This is a genomic window from Varunaivibrio sulfuroxidans (assembly GCF_029318635.1).
In the GTDB taxonomy this organism is placed as follows: Bacteria; Pseudomonadota; Alphaproteobacteria; order Rhodospirillales; family Magnetovibrionaceae; genus Varunaivibrio; species Varunaivibrio sulfuroxidans.
Genome location: NZ_CP119676.1, coordinates 2,753,156 through 2,767,818 on the forward strand (window position 1 = coordinate 2,753,156; position 14,663 = coordinate 2,767,818).

A 14,663-nucleotide genomic window follows, 5' to 3' on the forward strand; every position below is an offset into this window, starting at 1 on the left:
TATGAGGCGGCGGATGAAGACAGAGACCATCAAAACCCTCCGGCTGCGCATTGAAGGACGGGTTCAGGGCGTCGGGTTTCGCGCTTGGACACGGGCCGAGGCGCGCTCCCGGGGTATTGGCGGGTGGGTGCGCAATCGCCGTGACGGCGCGGTCGAGGCCTTTTTTTGCGGCGCGCCCCAGGCGGTTGATGAAATGGCGATGCGTTGCCGTGAAGGGCCCGCATGGGGCAAGGTTTCGCGGGTTGTCGAACTTTTCGATGATGCGCAGGGGGGCCTTGCGCCGTCTCCGTCGTCTTTATGCGCGGACGATGCGGATTTTACCATACTGGAGACCGTGTAGCGCATTTTGTGCGGAAGTGCGGATATCACAAAACGGTATAGCGCGCGAAAGGTCTACCTTATCCGGATCGCTATAAACTGAGCGTTTCAAGAAATGCGCGGACGGTGGGGCGTGGTAAAAAATCAGTCGTGGGACGGGTACGTGGGCGATGAAACTTTTATTGATCGAAGACGACGATGAAACGGCGGCCTACCTGAGCAAGGGGTTGGGCGAACAAGGCCACATGGTCGAGCGTAGCGCCAACGGCAAAGACGGATTGTTTTTGGCGGCCTCGGAAAACTATGATGTTCTGATTGTCGATCGCATGCTGCCCGGTCTCGACGGATTGGCCGTGGTCAAGACCTTGCGCGGGGCGGGCGTTAAGACGCCGGTGCTTTTTTTGACGACGATGGGCGGGATTGACGATCGGGTCGAGGGTCTGGAATCGGGCGGTGACGATTACTTGACGAAACCGTTCGCGTTTTCCGAATTGCTCGCCCGCCTGAACGCCTTGTTGCGTCGCCCGCACATGGCCGATCAGTTGACCGAGCTGTCGGTGGGAGGGTTGCGCATGGATCTTTTGAAACGCACCGTGACCCGCGATGGCCGGGCGATCGCGTTGCAGCCTCAGGAATTTCGCCTTTTAGAGTATCTTTTGCGTCACGCCGGGCAGATTGTGACCCGAACGATGCTGCTGGAAAATGTTTGGGAATTTCACTTCGATCCGCAGACCAATGTGGTCGAAACGAATATCAGCCGACTGCGCGCCAAGATCGACAGGGAATTTGACTGTGAACTTATTCGAACCGTCCGCGGGGCGGGATACAGCCTTCGCGCGTTTGATTGAGACGCCCCGGCGTTATGTGACGACTGCGCATTTTCGGCTGACTTTGATTTTCGCGGTGGCGTTTTCCCTATCGGTCGCCGTTCTTTTCGGCGTTATTTATTGGACCGCGGGCAGCGCCCTGCGCAAGCAGGCCGGCGAAACGGTGATGCGTGACGTCGCCCTGTTGCGCGATGTCTACAAACACCAGGGCGAAAAAGAATTGGCTTTGGAAATAGAAAGCCGTTCTCAACCGTCGATGCGCGCCGATTTGTATTACCGATTGCAAAGCGTTTCCAAGGGTCTGATCGCGGGAAATTTCCCCGAAGCGCCGGCGGTGTTGGGGTGGTCCATAGTCGAAAGACCCTTACCCGAAAGCCTGCGCGGCGAAGATAAACCGCCCAGCGCGCGCGAAGGGTATTCGGTTTTTTTGTATGGGGTTCGCCTTTCCGGTGATTTGAGGTTGTGGGTAGGGTATGACAACCACCCCATTTTTGAGGCTCAAGAAGCGATTGTGCGCGCCTTCATTTGGGCCTTCGCCGTGACCATCGTTCTCGCGTTGACGGGAGGGATGTTTTTAAGCTGGCGCTTTCTCAAACGCATCGACGATATCAACCGCACCTTGAAGTCAATCAATGCCCTGCGCCTGAACGACCGGTTCACGGTGCGCGGCAGCGGCGACGAATTGGACCGTTTGGCGCTCAACTTGAACGCCATGCTGGAGCGTATACAGCACTTGATGGACGGCATGCGCCAGGTTTCCAGCGATGTCGCGCACGATTTGAAAACGCCCCTCAGCCGTCTGCGCCAGCGTCTTGAGGCGGCGCAACGCGACGCCAAGACCGCCGCCGATTACGACGCCGCCATTCAGGGGGCGCTGGATGACGCCGACGGCATTCTCACCGTTTTCGCAACCTTGCTGCGGATCGCTCAGATCGAGGCCGGGGGGCGTCGTCTGGCCTTGGGCGCGGTCGATTTGTCGACGGTCTGTTCGGCCATCGCCGATGCTTACGCCGCGGTCGCCGAAGATAAGAACCGGGACCTGACCTGCACCATAGATTCCGAGGTCGCCATTCGGGGCGACCGCGACATGATGATGCAGGCGCTGGTCAACCTGCTGGAAAACGCCCTGAATTATTCGCCCCCCGGGGGACGCGTGCACATCGCCCTGCGCAAAGAGGAAAAAGCCGTCTCGCTCTGTGTGTTCGACGACGGCCCGGGTATACCGCCGGACGAGCGGGATAACGTGTTCCGTCGTTTTTATCGCCTGGAGCGTAGCCGCTCGACTCCGGGTAGCGGCCTGGGGTTGGCGATCGTCAAGGCGGTCAGCGATCTGCATGGCGCGCGCATTGTCTTCAAGGACGACGACGAAAGGGGCTTTGGCGTCTGCATCCGTTTTCAGGGGGATGGGTTCCCCCCGCTTGCGGGCATGGCTGGCTGAGGCGGGGATGGGGCGACGAGGCTGGAGGCGTCCACCGTTCGATAACCAAAAACGCGGGTGAAGGTCCGGCGCAACTCGGCATCGACGTCCGCCATGGTGGCGTCGATGCCCAAATCCCGCAGCGACGTCACGCCGTGTTCGCGAATGCCACACGGAACGATCCCGGAAAAATGTCCGAGGTCCGGGGCGACGTTCAGGGCCATGCCGTGAAAACTGACCCAGCGGCGCACCCGCACCCCGATCGCCCCGATTTTGTCTTCGCGGGGCAGGGCCGCGTTTTGGCGCGCGACCCAAATGCCGACGCGTCCCTCGCGCCGTTCGCCGACGACGGAAAATTGGGCGAGGGTGTCGATCATCCACTGTTCCAGGTCGCGCACATAGGCGCGCAGGTCGCTGGCGCGCCATTTCAGATCCATCATTACGTAGACCACCCGCTGGCCGGGACCGTGATAGGTGTATTGGCCGCCTCGTCCGGCGGCGTAGACCGGGAAACGTCCGTCGTCGAGTAAATCGGCGCGGTGGGCGCTGGTGCCGGCGGTGTACAGCGGCGGGTGTTCGACCAGCCAGATCGCGGGGGCGCAGCGCTTGTCGCGAATGGCTTTCACCCGCGTTTCCATGGCGGCGACGGCGTCGGGATAGGCGACCAATCCGGGGGCGACGATCCATTCGACCGCGCGCGGCGCGTCGTCCGGAGATGGGGCCGATTGGGGCAAAAAGGATGATGACTGATCGCGCTTGTGCATAAAACCTTTCCCTAGAACTGCGATGCCGCTTGATTGCAACGAAAGTATTTGCTATCTCCCCTCCATGCAATGGCGCGCCGGGCGGAAAATCGATTAAATTTCCGAAGATTCCCATGGGGTTTCCCATTAAGGCGCGCTGCGGCGTTTGGCTATGCGGTCGTGGCGGAATTGGTAGACGCGCAGCGTTGAGGTCGCTGTCCGGTAACACGGGTGGAAGTTCGAGTCTTCTCGACCGCACCATTTACAAAGCCCCATTTCGGTTCCTTTTGAGGTCTTCCGAAATGGGGCTTTTGTTTGGGAATGAGGGCGGGACGTGTTCTCGACTGCGGCATTTTTGGCAATTTTATGAAGCCTCTATCGGGAACGCTGGGATCTGGCCTAATATACGAGATGAAAAACGGGCGCTTTTTTAGAACGACGCCGTAGGTTGGGGCGCGGTCGAATAGGTTTAAATGTCACTCTGCGTCGCCGCCGCGGCGTCCGCGCGTGTGATATACATATCGGCGTGTCGGATCGTTGGTAGGGAGAGGTTTCGTGACGCAATCACAGCACGACGGCCCACAAACCCCGAAAGATGACCCACATCATGCTCCCGGCGATGGTTCCCCGGGCGCCCCCCTCCACCGTGACGATCCCTCGTCCGAGGGTGGGGAGGGCCAAACCGAAACGGCCTTGAACCCGTCCGGCTTTTCGGCTCGAATAGCCTCGGCGCTCGGCGATGACGATCGCGCGGGGGTTCTCGCCCTTTTCACGCAGATGCATCCCGCGGACGCGGCCGATGTTCTCGAACAGCTCAGTTTCGATCAGCGCCTCGCCGTGCTCTCGATCGTTCGTGACACGTTCGATCCGGAAATTCTTTCCGAATTGGACGAAACGGTTCGTGATGAAGTTATCGAACAATTGGGGTTGGGGCGTGTCGCCGAAGCGATCGCCGAACTGGAAAGCGACGACGCCGTCTATGTTCTTGAAGAACTGGACGAAAAAGATCAACAAACGGTTCTGGAGGCGATTCCCGACAGCGATCGCGTGCTGATCGAAGAGGGGCTGGCCTACCCCGACGACAGCGCCGGGCGCTTGATGCAGCGCGAGGTAATGACGGTCCCTTTATTCTGGACGGTCGGGGAAGCCATTGATTTCATGCGCACCAGCGCCGAGACGGAACAATGGCAACTGCCCGACATCTTTTACGATATTTTCGTCGTTGATCCGAAGCGTGTCCCGATCGGGCGGATCGCCCTTAGCATGCTGCTGCGTTCGAAACGCCAGCTTCCCGTGGCCGATATCATGTCCGCGGTAATGCATCCGATTTCGGTGGAAACCGATCAGGAAGACGTCGCGCACTTGTTTCGGCAACGCGATCTGGTGTCGGCGCCGGTCGTCGATGCGGCGGGCCGCCTTGTCGGGGCGATTACCATCGACGATGTCGTCGATGTCATCGACGAGGAACACGAGGACGATATTCTGCGCATGGGCGGCGTGCGTGAAGACGATCTGTACAGCGCGACGATGGCGACGACGCGAACGCGGTTTTCATGGTTGTTAATCAATTTGTTGACGGCTATTTTGGCGTCCTCGGTGATCGGCGTTTTCGCGGCGACGATCCACCAGATCGTCGCCCTGGCCATCCTCATGCCGATCGTGGCGTCGATGGGCGGAAATGCCGGGACCCAGACTCTGACCGTCGTCGTGCGCGCCCTGGCGACCAAGGAATTGACGTCCACCAATACCCTGCGCCAGGTTAGCAAGGAACTGATGGTGGGCGCGGTCAACGGGGTGTTGTTCGCAGTCTTGATGGGGGGCGTGGCATGGGCATGGTTCGCCAGTCCCATGATCGGAATCGTGATCGCGTTGGCGATGGTGGTCAACATGATCGTCGCCGGTTTCGCCGGGGCGACCATTCCCCTGGGGTTGGAGAAAATGGGTGTCGATCCGGCGATCGCCTCTAGTGTTTTTTTAACGACGGTGACGGATGTTGTCGGTTTTTTGGTTTTTCTCGGGCTGGGGACGTTGTTCCTCCTGTGAGCGCGATGCTGTGAGTGCGATACCATTTCTTAAGTTCGGTCCGAGGCCGCGACGCGCCACGGCAAGGATACCCTGGTAAAACGAAAAAGGAGATCGATCAATGAGCACGATTTTAATTACCGGGGCGAACCGGGGGATCGGATTGGAATTCGTCAAGCAGTATCTGGGCGATGGAGATAAGGTCATCGCCACGTGCCGTGAGCCGAGTAAGGCGCAAGGTCTTTCGGCTTTGTCGGGGTCGCTTGACGTTTTGTCCTTGGATGTCACCGATATCGTCCGAATTCGCGAGGTGGCGCGGACCCTTCGCAAAACCGCGATCGATGTGTTGATTAACAATGCCGGTGTTTATGGGCCGCGCCCGGCGCCGTTTGGGTCCATCGACCTGGACGACTGGGTGGAAACCGTGCGCATCAACGCGATGGCGCCCCTGAAGATATGCGAGGCCTTTGTTGAGCACATCGGGTCCTCGAAACAGAGAAAAATCATCGCGATCTCCAGCAAAATGGGCAGCCAAGGCGACAACACGTCCGGTGGATCGTATATTTATCGCTCCAGCAAGGCCGCGCTTAACGCCGTGATGCGCAGTCTCGCCGTCGATCTTGAGGGTCGCAAGATTAGCGTCGCAATGCTTCACCCCGGTTGGGTGCGCACCGATATGGGCGGCGCCAGCGCCGCGATCGACGCCGAGCAGAGCGTCCGCGCCATGCGCGAAGTCATCGCCGGGTTGACCTTGGCGTCGAGTGGGCGGTTTTATAATTATGACGGAACGGAAATTCCCTGGTGACGTGGGCGTGGTTCTCCGTCTCGGCGTGTCCGGGGTTCTCACCCCGTTTTTACGCCCCGTTTTTACGTTGGGTCCCCTAAATGACGCAGCATCTTTTGAAACTCGCCGTCGGCGTCGATGACAATGACCATCTTTCGCGGATACAAAAGGAACGCCTACAAAAAGAGGGCGTCCTGCGCCATTTCACGCGAAACGCCCCGCGTCGCCGGGAGGACGTTTTGGATGGAGGATCGCTCTACTGGGTCATCCGTGGCGTTATTCGCGCACGTCAGCGCCTCGTCGATATCGAAAGCGGCCTGCGCCGCGAGGATGGCGCGCCGCTGTGCGCCTTCGTGCTTGACCCCAAACTTGTGCGCACGCAGCCCGTTTCCTTCCGCCCGTTCCAAGGGTGGCGCTATTTAAGCGAAGAAAAAGCCCCCAAGGACCTAGATGCGTCCATGGCCTCCGCACAGGATATGCCGGAGGAAATGGCGCGTGAATTGCGGGTGTTGGGGCTCTTGTAGGGTGCGTGGAAAATGGTGCTTCCGCATGCGTTGGAGATGGTATTTGTCCATTTTTCAAGGTTGGAGCTATACTTTTCACGCGCCTCTGTCTCAAATGGTTTGTATCGTGCGGTGCGGTGCGGTGTGGCGTTGTGCGGCCCGGGCCTCGCCGGAGGGGGGGCAATCGGTTCGTGCCGTCCTCCTCGTCTTGTGGTAGGGTTCTGCGGAGCGGTCTTGTGCTTTGGGGCATATGTTTCTGGAATAACCCCTCGTAACATCCCATATGCAACGTCGGTCCATCTGCGGTGCGGGTGGAAAATGGTAGAGCGGAATGGCTGAATACGACCTGACAAGATTGAATTTTCTTATCGTTGATGACAACAAGCATATGCGTGCCCTTGTCAAAAGCATTCTGCACGCTTTGGGGGTGAAGAACGTTCTTGAGGCGCAGGACGGCGCCGATGCATTCAAGGAATTGCGCCATTTTCCCGCGGACATGATTATTTGCGACTGGAACATGTCTCCCCTCGACGGCCTCGACTTCGTGCGCTTGGTGCGTACCGGCGCGGATAGCCCAAATCCCTTTGTCCCCATCATCATGTTGACCGGACACACGGAAATGAACCGGGTGATGGAGGCGCGCGATTCGGGCGTGCACGAATTTCTCGCCAAGCCGATATCGGCGAAGAAATTGTATTCGCGGATCCGTTCAATTATCGAGCAACCCCGTCCCTTTGTTCGCGCCGGGCTGTATTTCGGCCCCGATCGGCGGCGAAAAACAAACCCCAATTACTCGGGACCGGAAAGACGCAAGGAAAACCAGGGCGAATCTTCTTCTTCACAGGAAGAGCCCGGGGAGCTTTCCCAAGATGAGGTGAATGCCCTTTTGAACGGGTAAGGGGCATGACCGTCGATGTGTTCATAAAAAGTTCCGGTTTTTGAGTTGCGGGCGGCGCCCGTACGTGTGATGGCGAATACAAAGAGTTAAGAAAGGTCGGCCAATGGCAGAAGATGATGCGACGCTCCCACAAATCATAAATCCACCCAATACCCTACAAGGGAAAATTTCCAAGGGGGGCGCGGGCGCTGTCGATCTGGCGGCGTTGGAACGGGCCGAACAGGTCATCGCAAATCTGGCCGGCGATTACCTCCTGTGGGCGGAAGATGATTTGGTTCGTCTGGAAAAGGTGTTTGGCGATCTCAAGGCGAATCCGGGGGGAAGCAAAGATAAAATCCATGAAATTTTCCAAATTTCCCATGATATGAAAGGCCAAGGCGGGAGTTTTAACTACCCGCTGATGACCGCCGTCGGCGACCGTTTGTGCCGGCTGGTGGAAAAATGGGAAAAAGCCGGCAAGAAGGAAATCGAGATGATCGGTCTGCACGTCAATGCAATGAAATTGATCATCTCTCAACGCATGGAGGGCGACGGCGGGCCCGAAGGGCAAAAATTGCTCAATGGATTGACCTTGATGGTCAATAAATTTTCCGGCGGGTAATCCTCCTGCAAGGTGATGGGGCCGTTTTACATGGTGTGGTCATGCGGCGTAATTGGGCGGAACGCATGGTCTGGCGTGGGCGTTTTCTCGAGATACGGATGATTGCGAGAAGATAAAAAACACCTGCCGGCAACATGTTTCCGGCAGGTGTTTTTCGTTTGATCGCGCGCCGGGGCGCGCGGCTCGGGGTGGGTTACTTTACCGTAAAATACTCGTGCATGCCCGCCATGAAGTGGCCGGGTTTGTTGCAGAAAAGCTCGTAAAGTCCAGGGGTAAGGTTGAGCGTCAGGGTGCCGGTTTTGCCGGGGTCGGTTTCGGAAATTTCACCCAGGGAGGAAATTTTATCCTCGGGGATGCGCCCGGAATTGGCGTCGTAGGGCAATTTTTCGTTTTTGTTCTTGACCCTTACGACCAACATTTCATGAACGGTGCCGTCCTGTGATGTGTTGGTGCCCTGAAAGGTGATTTTTCCGGCCGGCGCGCTGTGCCGCGAAAGTTTGAGTTTCATGTTCATGCCGTCGTTCCACATTTGAACCTTGACAATGGTTTCCGCCGCCTTCGCATCCTGGACGTGCACCAGGGTAAGGCTCACCCCAAAAGCGAATAGGGCCAAAATCAGGTATTTTTTCATATTAAAGCTCTCCCTCATGATAGAGTCTCTCCCTCATTTTTTTATGTTTCTTCAAAGGTTACGATGATGCCTAACTCGAAGCATTAAGCCGGCATAGTGGTCAAATTCGGCGTGCTTTGTTCTTTTCCTCGGAGAAAAAATGTAAAATCGTCTCTTTGCGCCTTTTCTCCGAGTCCCTCGATGTTTCGTCCCCTTTTCGTCAAGAAAAGTTTTGCAATGAGAAGTCACCTAACGCTCCGGCGGTGATGCCGGATATATACGCCTGCGGTTGTCGAGGACTGACCAAGCCGGAGTGGCTTAACCTTGCAGCGGGTGCCTCCCTCTAAAGCACAAGATGCACGCTTTCCCCCATCATGCCCCGGAATGCTTTTTAGGCGTGGGAGCGCGGGGGGGCGTCTCCTTTAATGTTTTTTTTATTATGCGGGGATTTTTTAATTTATCAAGGAATAATCTAAATTATTTAAAACAAGATTCACAAAAAATGCAAAAAATAGACTTAATTACCATTATAGCTAAAGATTAGTAATGTCTTATATGCTTTATATTTGCTTTGTTATTTAAGTTTTTTATTATATTACTATAACCTAATTAATAAATAATAATTTTTAAAAAATTATTATTTATTAGATAAAGCTATCTCATTATTTTTTTAATTAAACATTATGAAATATTTTATATGTTCCGCTCGATATAAAATTATGAATAAGTATTCTTATTATTCTAATTTTACTTTTAGGGTGTTGTGGGCGCGTCCGTTGGTTGGGGTCGTTTATTTTATGTGAATATGGATGTTGCGTGGCCTGTGCGAGTTATTCTCGTGTTGTGGCGCGGTTTTTTAAGTTGTGGGCTTTTGGCGTCGCCGTCATGTCCGCGCATCGGAGGCTCCCGTCGCGGCGCAAGGGGGGGGCTCAGCGTGCTTTTCCTCTACAAGGTTTTGGCGTACTGTCCGGCGTTCGCGTTTCGGCCGGCGATGCTTGCGATGACAAGGAGCCTCTTTTTCATTATGGCGTGGATGAAAACTATTTTTGAAGCACCGTTTCGGGGGCTTGCCGTTATGGTTCATGTTTACGCCACCAATCGGCGTTGGGTGGCGGCGCGCATGGCGGCCCCCCGCGCGCGCGCGCTTATGAAGGGGGCCATCGCGGTGACGATGGTGGTCTGGATCGTGATCTGGTTGGTCGCCGGTGAGCGGCAACGCGCCCGATTGACCGAGGCCATGAAATCCTTTTGGGCGCCGCCCACCCAATCGATCGAGACCGATACATCAAAGTGAGCGGTTCTTCGAGGGGCATTTCTTAAAAAGACAAGCACACGGGAGGGCGTTCGAGAGGGGGAGGGCGCCCGAGGCGGAAAATCTTATCCTCTGTTCTTCAGTCCATGCTCTTGTGGGGCGCACATCACGCGCGCCAAGGGTTGGGGGGCGCTGTTTTCTCCGGCGCGCGTCATGTATAGATAGACGCTCTCGGTCGATGGCAATCGCGGCTCATGGGCGTGAAATGTCGCACTTTGTCCTTGTTTGAGACGCAGGCTACGGGATGGAAGCGATGTGGCCATGCGCGCCGCCTTCAGGGTGAACACGGCGCGGCGAGAAAAATCATCGCCAACATTCCTGACTCGAAATCCGGGTGCGCCTTTGTAACACAGGGGGCGAATGTCCAGGTTGTGGATTTTCGATATCTCTTGATGTCGTGCTTCGCCCGATGTCACAGTGGCGTGTGCCGTTGAGGAAAACGCCGCCAGGAGCGCCAATAAGGTCGCGCTCATCAAAGATTTTCCAAAACGGCATACTGTATTTTGCATTTTACGCCTCGCGACCTTGGCTTTTTTAAAACTAAGTGGGGGGGCTTTTTTAAAACTAAGAGGGGGGCGGATTCGGGCGGAAACCCCCCTTCGCGCCCCGGAGGTCAAAATTACGACCTAGGCATGATTGGGGTTTGATCGAGGTGTGAACGGATTGTGACTGAACCTGGCGCCGAAATGAGCCGAAGCATCTTGATTGTCGAGGATGATGAATTCGTGCGCGCGCTCATCGCGCTTTATTTGGAAAATGCCGGATATCGGGTTGTCCAGGTTGGTTCCGGACATGACATGTTCATCGCGTTGGAAAAAGCCCCGGCAGATCTCGTTTTGCTGGATTTGAATCTGCCCGATGAGGATGGGATCGTGTTGGCGCGCAAATTGCGCGCGCGTTCCGGTGTGCCCCTGATGATCCTTACGGCGCGCGAGCATAGCGGAGATCGGATCGCCGGGTTGGAGGTGGGGGCCGATGATTATGTCACCAAATCCGTGGCTCCCGAGGAATTTTTATTGCGGGTGCGTAATTTATTAGCGCGCCGGGCGGGCGCGGGAGCTTCCGTGCCGGCGGCTTCGCGCGCAGGGAAGGCGCGCATGCCGTTGGTCTTTGCCGGTTGGTTGATGGACCTGGATGGTTTTACCCTCACCGCGCCGGATGGGCGGGATGTGGCCTTGACGCCAGGGGAATTTGCCCTTCTCGGCGCGCTGGTGCGTCAATCCGGGCGGGTTTTGAGCCGCGGTCAGCTCCTTGATGCGCTCAGCGGGTGCGATGATGGCCCTTCCGATAGAATGATCGACGCATATATCAGCCGGATTCGCAAAAAAATTGAACGTGACCCTAAAAATCCAGAATTTATTCTGACGATTACGGGGGTCGGCTACAAATTCAATCCGCATACCCAAAAAACGCCCTCCGTCTAAATTTTTCTCCCCGCTCAGGTCCGCCCGGGCCTGCCTAAGTTCGCCCCGTCGTACGCCGTACTTGGAGGGAGGGCGTCTCGTCGCCGCGTCCGTAAAGGCGCCAAGAGCGATAACGGCAATCCGCCAAAGAGTGTAATGATATATAAACAATGCAACTATATAGTTGATTGGCGGATCATATTGTGTTTCATTCCTTGAATACATCAATATGTATGCGCGTGAGTTGTCGCGCACGGTTATCTATTCAGGCGTGTGCGGCGTGATCCAAGAGGGGCGGATTCTGAAAGGAAAAGAAATATTGGACTGAACGAGCGATGAAAACATGACTCCGTTGTCGATTTGCCGCGCCTTGCTTTAGGGACCGTGGCGTTGGGTATCCGCCTTCTCGGGCGCCGCGCCGGTGGTGGCCGCAACAAGGGTGGCGACGGTGTTTTTTATGGTTATCGGAACGAAGCCTCCAAAATGAATAGGACGTCATCATGCAAACTGAACTGTATTCGACCTTTATGACCGTGTACCGGGCGGACGACATTAGCGTCGTGCTGGATACGCCGGAAAAAAACGAGGTGTTTTTCACTGCGATCGAGCGGGTGGTGCATAAGGCCTTTCTGTTGAATGACGATGCGGCGCTTTTGAGCGTGCACCGCATTCTTTTTGAAATATATTTCACCACGATCGCGCGCCCGTCGCCGGAAATCAGCGTCAACCAAAATCATCCGGTGATCGCACGGGTGCGCCATATGATCGAGCAGCGTTGGTTGGTGTCTCTACGGGAAAAATTGGGAAGCGAGTTGCGCCGGGCGGTTCACGGCGACGACGCGGATTTCATCCATTGGGTCGCTCAGTTGGCGAAAGACGCGAAATTGGAAGAACATCCGCTGTTCGATTATTTGGGGTCGAACGAATCGTCTCTGGAAGATTTTTACACCTTCTTCAAGTTTGAAGGGCTTGTCGCCAGCACGTTCGTCGATTTGGTCGCCCTTTCGGTGGTCGGCAACGGGGGCAGCGCCCTCATGGAAACGGCGAGCAATCTTTTCGATGAACTGGGCAGCGGAGATCCGAAACAGAAGCATACCAATTTGTACCGTCAGTTGGTGCGGCTGTTCGAATCCAATGAGGCCCAGTTGTCGGACATGGACATCGTCGAACTGTCCACGCGTCTTTTCGATTGGCGTGGGTATGCCGGGTTCAACCTGTTTATGTGCTTCGCCACCAATCGTTCTCAGTATTTCGAGAATATCGGATGTTTGGGATTCGCCGAACTGGTCGATCCCGTGGTGCAGAATTTGATCGTCAGTCTCAGCCTAGGTAAGGGCATTCGCGCCGAAAACTTGAATTACTACAGCGATCATGGTGCGTTGGACGTGGAGCACGGTGAGGGTTGGTTATCCAATGTCATCGCCCCGGCGGTTACCGCGTACCCCAACATCAAGGAAAAAATAGCCTTTGGCGTGTTGTGTCGATTGGATACGTCGAGGAGGTATTTCGACAGTATTTACGAGCGCGTTGCGGGGGTCACGCCGGCGGTGTTGGACCGCGCCGTCAGCGGACAGTAAAGCGTGTCGCCCTGGGGGGCGAAAGCCTTCGTGGTGGCGAAGAACGCGAGGCGAAAAAAGGCCGCCCATCTTTCGATGGGCGGCCTTTCGATGTTTCCGTCGCGCCCCAGCCGTGCGGTAAAGTGGGGGTTACCCGTTATTGGCGTCCGGCGTGAACAAAAGCTTGCCGTGCAGGCGGTACGCCCCGATCGTTTTCTGGCCTTCCGGCGAGATCAGCCAATCGATGAAAGTCTGGCCGTCTTTGGCTTTAACTTGGGGGAATTTTTTCGGATTGACCAAAATGACGCCATAGGGGTTGAACAGGGCCTTGTCTCCCGCGCACAAGATTTTCAGGTCGGCCTTGTTTTTGAAGCTGATCCAGGTGCCCCGGTCGCTCAAGGTATAGGCGTTCATGGATGCGGCGGTGTTGAGTGTCGCGCCCATGCCCGAACCCGTGGACCGGTACCAGGTCCCCGAAGCCTTATTGACATTGACGTCGGCTTTTTTCCACAACTCGTTCTCTTTTTTGTTGGTTCCGCTGTTGTCGCCCCGGGAAACGAAGGGAAGTTTGGCGGCGGCGATTTCCTTAAGCGCCCGGGCGGCGCTTTTGCAGCCCTTGATATGGGCGGGGTCGGTTTTCGGGCCGACGATGATGAAATCGTTATACATGACGCCGTAACGCCGGACACCATACCCTTCGGCGACAAATTTTTCTTCCGACGGGCGATGGTGAACGAGTAAAACGTCGGCATCGCCATTTTTCGCGATGCGGATGGCGTGTCCTGTGCCTACCGCGACGACGTGTACATGGATTCCGGTTTTTTTAGTGAAAATCGGAAGAAGATAATCCAAAAGTCCGGAATTTTGCGTCGATGTCGTAGACGCGACGGTGATGAAGCGCTCGGCGGCCCCGGCCGGGATCGCCGCGGCGCTGAGGATTAGGGCGAGTAGCGCTCCGAAAAAAGTTTTTTTCATGATTTAAATTCCTTGGCTGGACCAAAAATTTGAAATACGGGGCGGCGAAGTTGTGAACCTTAGAGAAATCAATCGCGTTGTGATATTATTAGCATAACGGCGGCATCCTCACTCACGTCAACGACGGTTGTCAAGACGCGTGTTTTGTTATTGTTTGTTCGGGGCGCGTTAATTGGCGGGCTTCGAAAGGAGAGGGGCGACATGTCGAGCGAGGAAACGCTAAATCTGCAGCTGCGGCTTAAAATACGTCTTGAAAATGGGACGATTGGGCCAGGCAAGATCGCCCTTTTGGAGCATGTGGAGAAGGAGGGGTCGATTTCCGCCGCCGGGCGGGCGTTGGGTGTGCCGTTCCGCCGTGCGTGGCTTTTGATAGAGACGCTAAACCAAGCCTTAGGGCGGCCCGTCGTGCAGACGACGCAAGGAGGGCGTTCGGGAGGGGGGGCCAAACTCACGCCTCTCGGCGCACGGGTCGTCGCCTTGTATCGCGGCGCGCAGGCGCAAACAGACGCCCTGCGAGTGGAACTGCGTGAATCTTTGGCGCGCGCGCTAGACGCCCCGGATTCGTGATGGATTTCATCTTCGCAGCGCTGCATCCCGTGGTAAGGCCACGCCGGCATTTTAAAGCCGGGCGGTTCTGTCCGTCGCGCCGCGTTCTCTTGCGCTTACGCTGCCTGTAGTTAAGGGAGAAGCCCCC

Annotated in this window: 16 protein-coding genes and 1 tRNA gene; 13 read left to right on the top strand and 4 right to left on the bottom strand. The window is 56.1% G+C overall.

Going from position 1 to position 14,663, the window contains the following annotated elements; genetic code table 11:
* The first annotated feature begins 13 nt into the window (after positions 1–13).
* The 3 genes from P3M64_RS12910 (at position 14) to P3M64_RS12920 (ending at position 2,583) form a co-directional block, all read left to right on the top strand.
* On the top strand, positions 14–340 hold the full coding sequence (locus tag P3M64_RS12910) for an acylphosphatase (RefSeq protein ID WP_132939176.1): 327 nt from the start codon (positions 14–16) through the stop codon (positions 338–340).
* A gap of 148 nt (positions 341–488) precedes the next feature.
* Positions 489–1,166, top strand: a complete 678-nt coding sequence (locus P3M64_RS12915) for a winged helix-turn-helix domain-containing protein (RefSeq protein ID WP_132939177.1) — start codon at positions 489–491, stop codon at positions 1,164–1,166.
* Positions 1,111–2,583, top strand: a complete 1,473-nt coding sequence (locus tag P3M64_RS12920; RefSeq protein WP_165886324.1) for a sensor histidine kinase — start codon at positions 1,111–1,113, stop codon at positions 2,581–2,583. Before P3M64_RS12915 ends, P3M64_RS12920 begins: the two co-directional genes overlap by 56 nt.
* Here the strand turns inward: P3M64_RS12920 and lipB are convergent.
* On the bottom strand, positions 2,541–3,326 hold the full coding sequence (gene lipB / locus P3M64_RS12925; protein WP_132939179.1) for a lipoyl(octanoyl) transferase LipB: 786 nt from the start codon (positions 3,324–3,326) through the stop codon (positions 2,541–2,543). The genes P3M64_RS12920 and lipB overlap by 43 nt on opposite strands.
* A 153-nt stretch (positions 3,327–3,479) precedes the next feature.
* Between lipB and P3M64_RS12930 the strand changes: the two genes are divergently transcribed.
* From P3M64_RS12930 to P3M64_RS12955, 6 genes are all read left to right on the top strand, one after another.
* Positions 3,480–3,566, top strand: a tRNA-Leu gene (locus tag P3M64_RS12930).
* Positions 3,567–3,860: 294 nt separating this feature from the next.
* On the top strand, positions 3,861–5,348 hold the full coding sequence (mgtE, locus tag P3M64_RS12935) for a magnesium transporter (protein ID WP_165886325.1): 1,488 nt from the start codon (positions 3,861–3,863) through the stop codon (positions 5,346–5,348).
* A gap of 100 nt (positions 5,349–5,448) precedes the next feature.
* A complete protein-coding gene (locus P3M64_RS12940; RefSeq protein WP_132939181.1) occupies positions 5,449–6,132 on the top strand; it encodes an SDR family oxidoreductase in 684 nt (227 codons plus the stop codon).
* Between the two features lie 80 nt (positions 6,133–6,212).
* A complete protein-coding gene (locus P3M64_RS12945; protein WP_132939182.1) occupies positions 6,213–6,635 on the top strand; it encodes a DUF1489 family protein in 423 nt (140 codons plus the stop codon).
* A 310-nt stretch (positions 6,636–6,945) separates the two neighbouring features.
* On the top strand, positions 6,946–7,512 hold the full coding sequence (locus tag P3M64_RS12950) for a response regulator (RefSeq protein WP_132939183.1): 567 nt from the start codon (positions 6,946–6,948) through the stop codon (positions 7,510–7,512).
* Between the two features lie 103 nt (positions 7,513–7,615).
* The gene (locus P3M64_RS12955) at positions 7,616–8,113 is read left to right on the top strand and encodes a phosphorelay protein (RefSeq protein WP_132939184.1); all 498 of its coding nucleotides are present in this window, start codon (positions 7,616–7,618) and stop codon (positions 8,111–8,113) included.
* A 193-nt stretch (positions 8,114–8,306) separates the two neighbouring features.
* Here the strand turns inward: P3M64_RS12955 and P3M64_RS12960 are convergent, their stop codons facing one another.
* Positions 8,307–8,744, bottom strand: coding sequence for a hypothetical protein (locus P3M64_RS12960; RefSeq protein WP_132939185.1), 438 nt, complete (start codon positions 8,742–8,744; stop codon positions 8,307–8,309).
* Between the two features lie 1,003 nt (positions 8,745–9,747).
* Here P3M64_RS12960 and P3M64_RS12965 point away from each other — a divergent pair.
* Positions 9,748–10,017, top strand: coding sequence for a hypothetical protein (locus P3M64_RS12965; RefSeq protein ID WP_132939186.1), 270 nt, complete (start codon positions 9,748–9,750; stop codon positions 10,015–10,017).
* Between the two features lie 83 nt (positions 10,018–10,100).
* On the opposite strand, the gene P3M64_RS12970 is transcribed toward P3M64_RS12965, so the two are convergent.
* Positions 10,101–10,508 carry a hypothetical protein gene (locus P3M64_RS12970; protein ID WP_132939187.1) on the bottom strand — a complete coding sequence of 136 codons (408 nt, stop codon included), beginning with the start codon at positions 10,506–10,508 and terminating at the stop codon, positions 10,101–10,103.
* Between the two features lie 192 nt (positions 10,509–10,700).
* Between P3M64_RS12970 and P3M64_RS12975 the strand changes: the two genes are divergently transcribed.
* Positions 10,701–11,459 (top strand): response regulator transcription factor, encoded by a 759-nt coding sequence (locus P3M64_RS12975; protein ID WP_207893166.1) that lies wholly within the window; start codon positions 10,701–10,703, stop codon positions 11,457–11,459.
* A 479-nt stretch (positions 11,460–11,938) separates the two neighbouring features.
* Complete coding sequence (locus P3M64_RS12980; protein ID WP_132939188.1) at positions 11,939–13,015, top strand: iron-containing redox enzyme family protein; 1,077 nt, start codon at positions 11,939–11,941, stop codon at positions 13,013–13,015.
* A gap of 129 nt (positions 13,016–13,144) precedes the next feature.
* On the opposite strand, the gene P3M64_RS12985 is transcribed toward P3M64_RS12980, so the two are convergent.
* Positions 13,145–13,969 carry a substrate-binding domain-containing protein gene (locus tag P3M64_RS12985; protein WP_132939189.1) on the bottom strand — a complete coding sequence of 275 codons (825 nt, stop codon included), beginning with the start codon at positions 13,967–13,969 and terminating at the stop codon, positions 13,145–13,147.
* A 201-nt stretch (positions 13,970–14,170) separates the two neighbouring features.
* Here P3M64_RS12985 and P3M64_RS12990 point away from each other — a divergent pair, with 201 nt between their 5' ends.
* The gene (locus P3M64_RS12990) at positions 14,171–14,536 is read left to right on the top strand and encodes a winged helix-turn-helix domain-containing protein (protein WP_132939190.1); all 366 of its coding nucleotides are present in this window, start codon (positions 14,171–14,173) and stop codon (positions 14,534–14,536) included.
* The last annotated feature ends 127 nt before the right edge of the window (positions 14,537–14,663 follow it).

What these genes read in the sequence shown, in the direction of transcription:
- P3M64_RS12910 (WP_132939176.1), top strand. Translation starts at nt 14, where the DNA reads ATGAAGACAGAGACCATCAAAACCCTCCGGCTGCGCATTGAAGGACGG.
- P3M64_RS12915 (WP_132939177.1), top strand. Translation starts at nt 489, where the DNA reads ATGAAACTTTTATTGATCGAAGACGACGATGAAACGGCGGCCTACCTG.
- lipB (WP_132939179.1), bottom strand. Translation starts at nt 3,326, where the DNA reads ATGCACAAGCGCGATCAGTCATCATCCTTTTTGCCCCAATCGGCCCCA.
- P3M64_RS12940 (WP_132939181.1), top strand. Translation starts at nt 5,449, where the DNA reads ATGAGCACGATTTTAATTACCGGGGCGAACCGGGGGATCGGATTGGAA.
- P3M64_RS12945 (WP_132939182.1), top strand. Translation starts at nt 6,213, where the DNA reads ATGACGCAGCATCTTTTGAAACTCGCCGTCGGCGTCGATGACAATGAC.
- P3M64_RS12950 (WP_132939183.1), top strand. Translation starts at nt 6,946, where the DNA reads ATGGCTGAATACGACCTGACAAGATTGAATTTTCTTATCGTTGATGAC.
- P3M64_RS12955 (WP_132939184.1), top strand. Translation starts at nt 7,616, where the DNA reads ATGGCAGAAGATGATGCGACGCTCCCACAAATCATAAATCCACCCAAT.
- P3M64_RS12960 (WP_132939185.1), bottom strand. Translation starts at nt 8,744, where the DNA reads ATGAAAAAATACCTGATTTTGGCCCTATTCGCTTTTGGGGTGAGCCTT.
- P3M64_RS12965 (WP_132939186.1), top strand. Translation starts at nt 9,748, where the DNA reads ATGGCGTGGATGAAAACTATTTTTGAAGCACCGTTTCGGGGGCTTGCC.
- P3M64_RS12970 (WP_132939187.1), bottom strand. Translation starts at nt 10,508, where the DNA reads ATGAGCGCGACCTTATTGGCGCTCCTGGCGGCGTTTTCCTCAACGGCA.
- P3M64_RS12980 (WP_132939188.1), top strand. Translation starts at nt 11,939, where the DNA reads ATGCAAACTGAACTGTATTCGACCTTTATGACCGTGTACCGGGCGGAC.
- P3M64_RS12985 (WP_132939189.1), bottom strand. Translation starts at nt 13,969, where the DNA reads ATGAAAAAAACTTTTTTCGGAGCGCTACTCGCCCTAATCCTCAGCGCC.
- P3M64_RS12990 (WP_132939190.1), top strand. Translation starts at nt 14,171, where the DNA reads ATGTCGAGCGAGGAAACGCTAAATCTGCAGCTGCGGCTTAAAATACGT.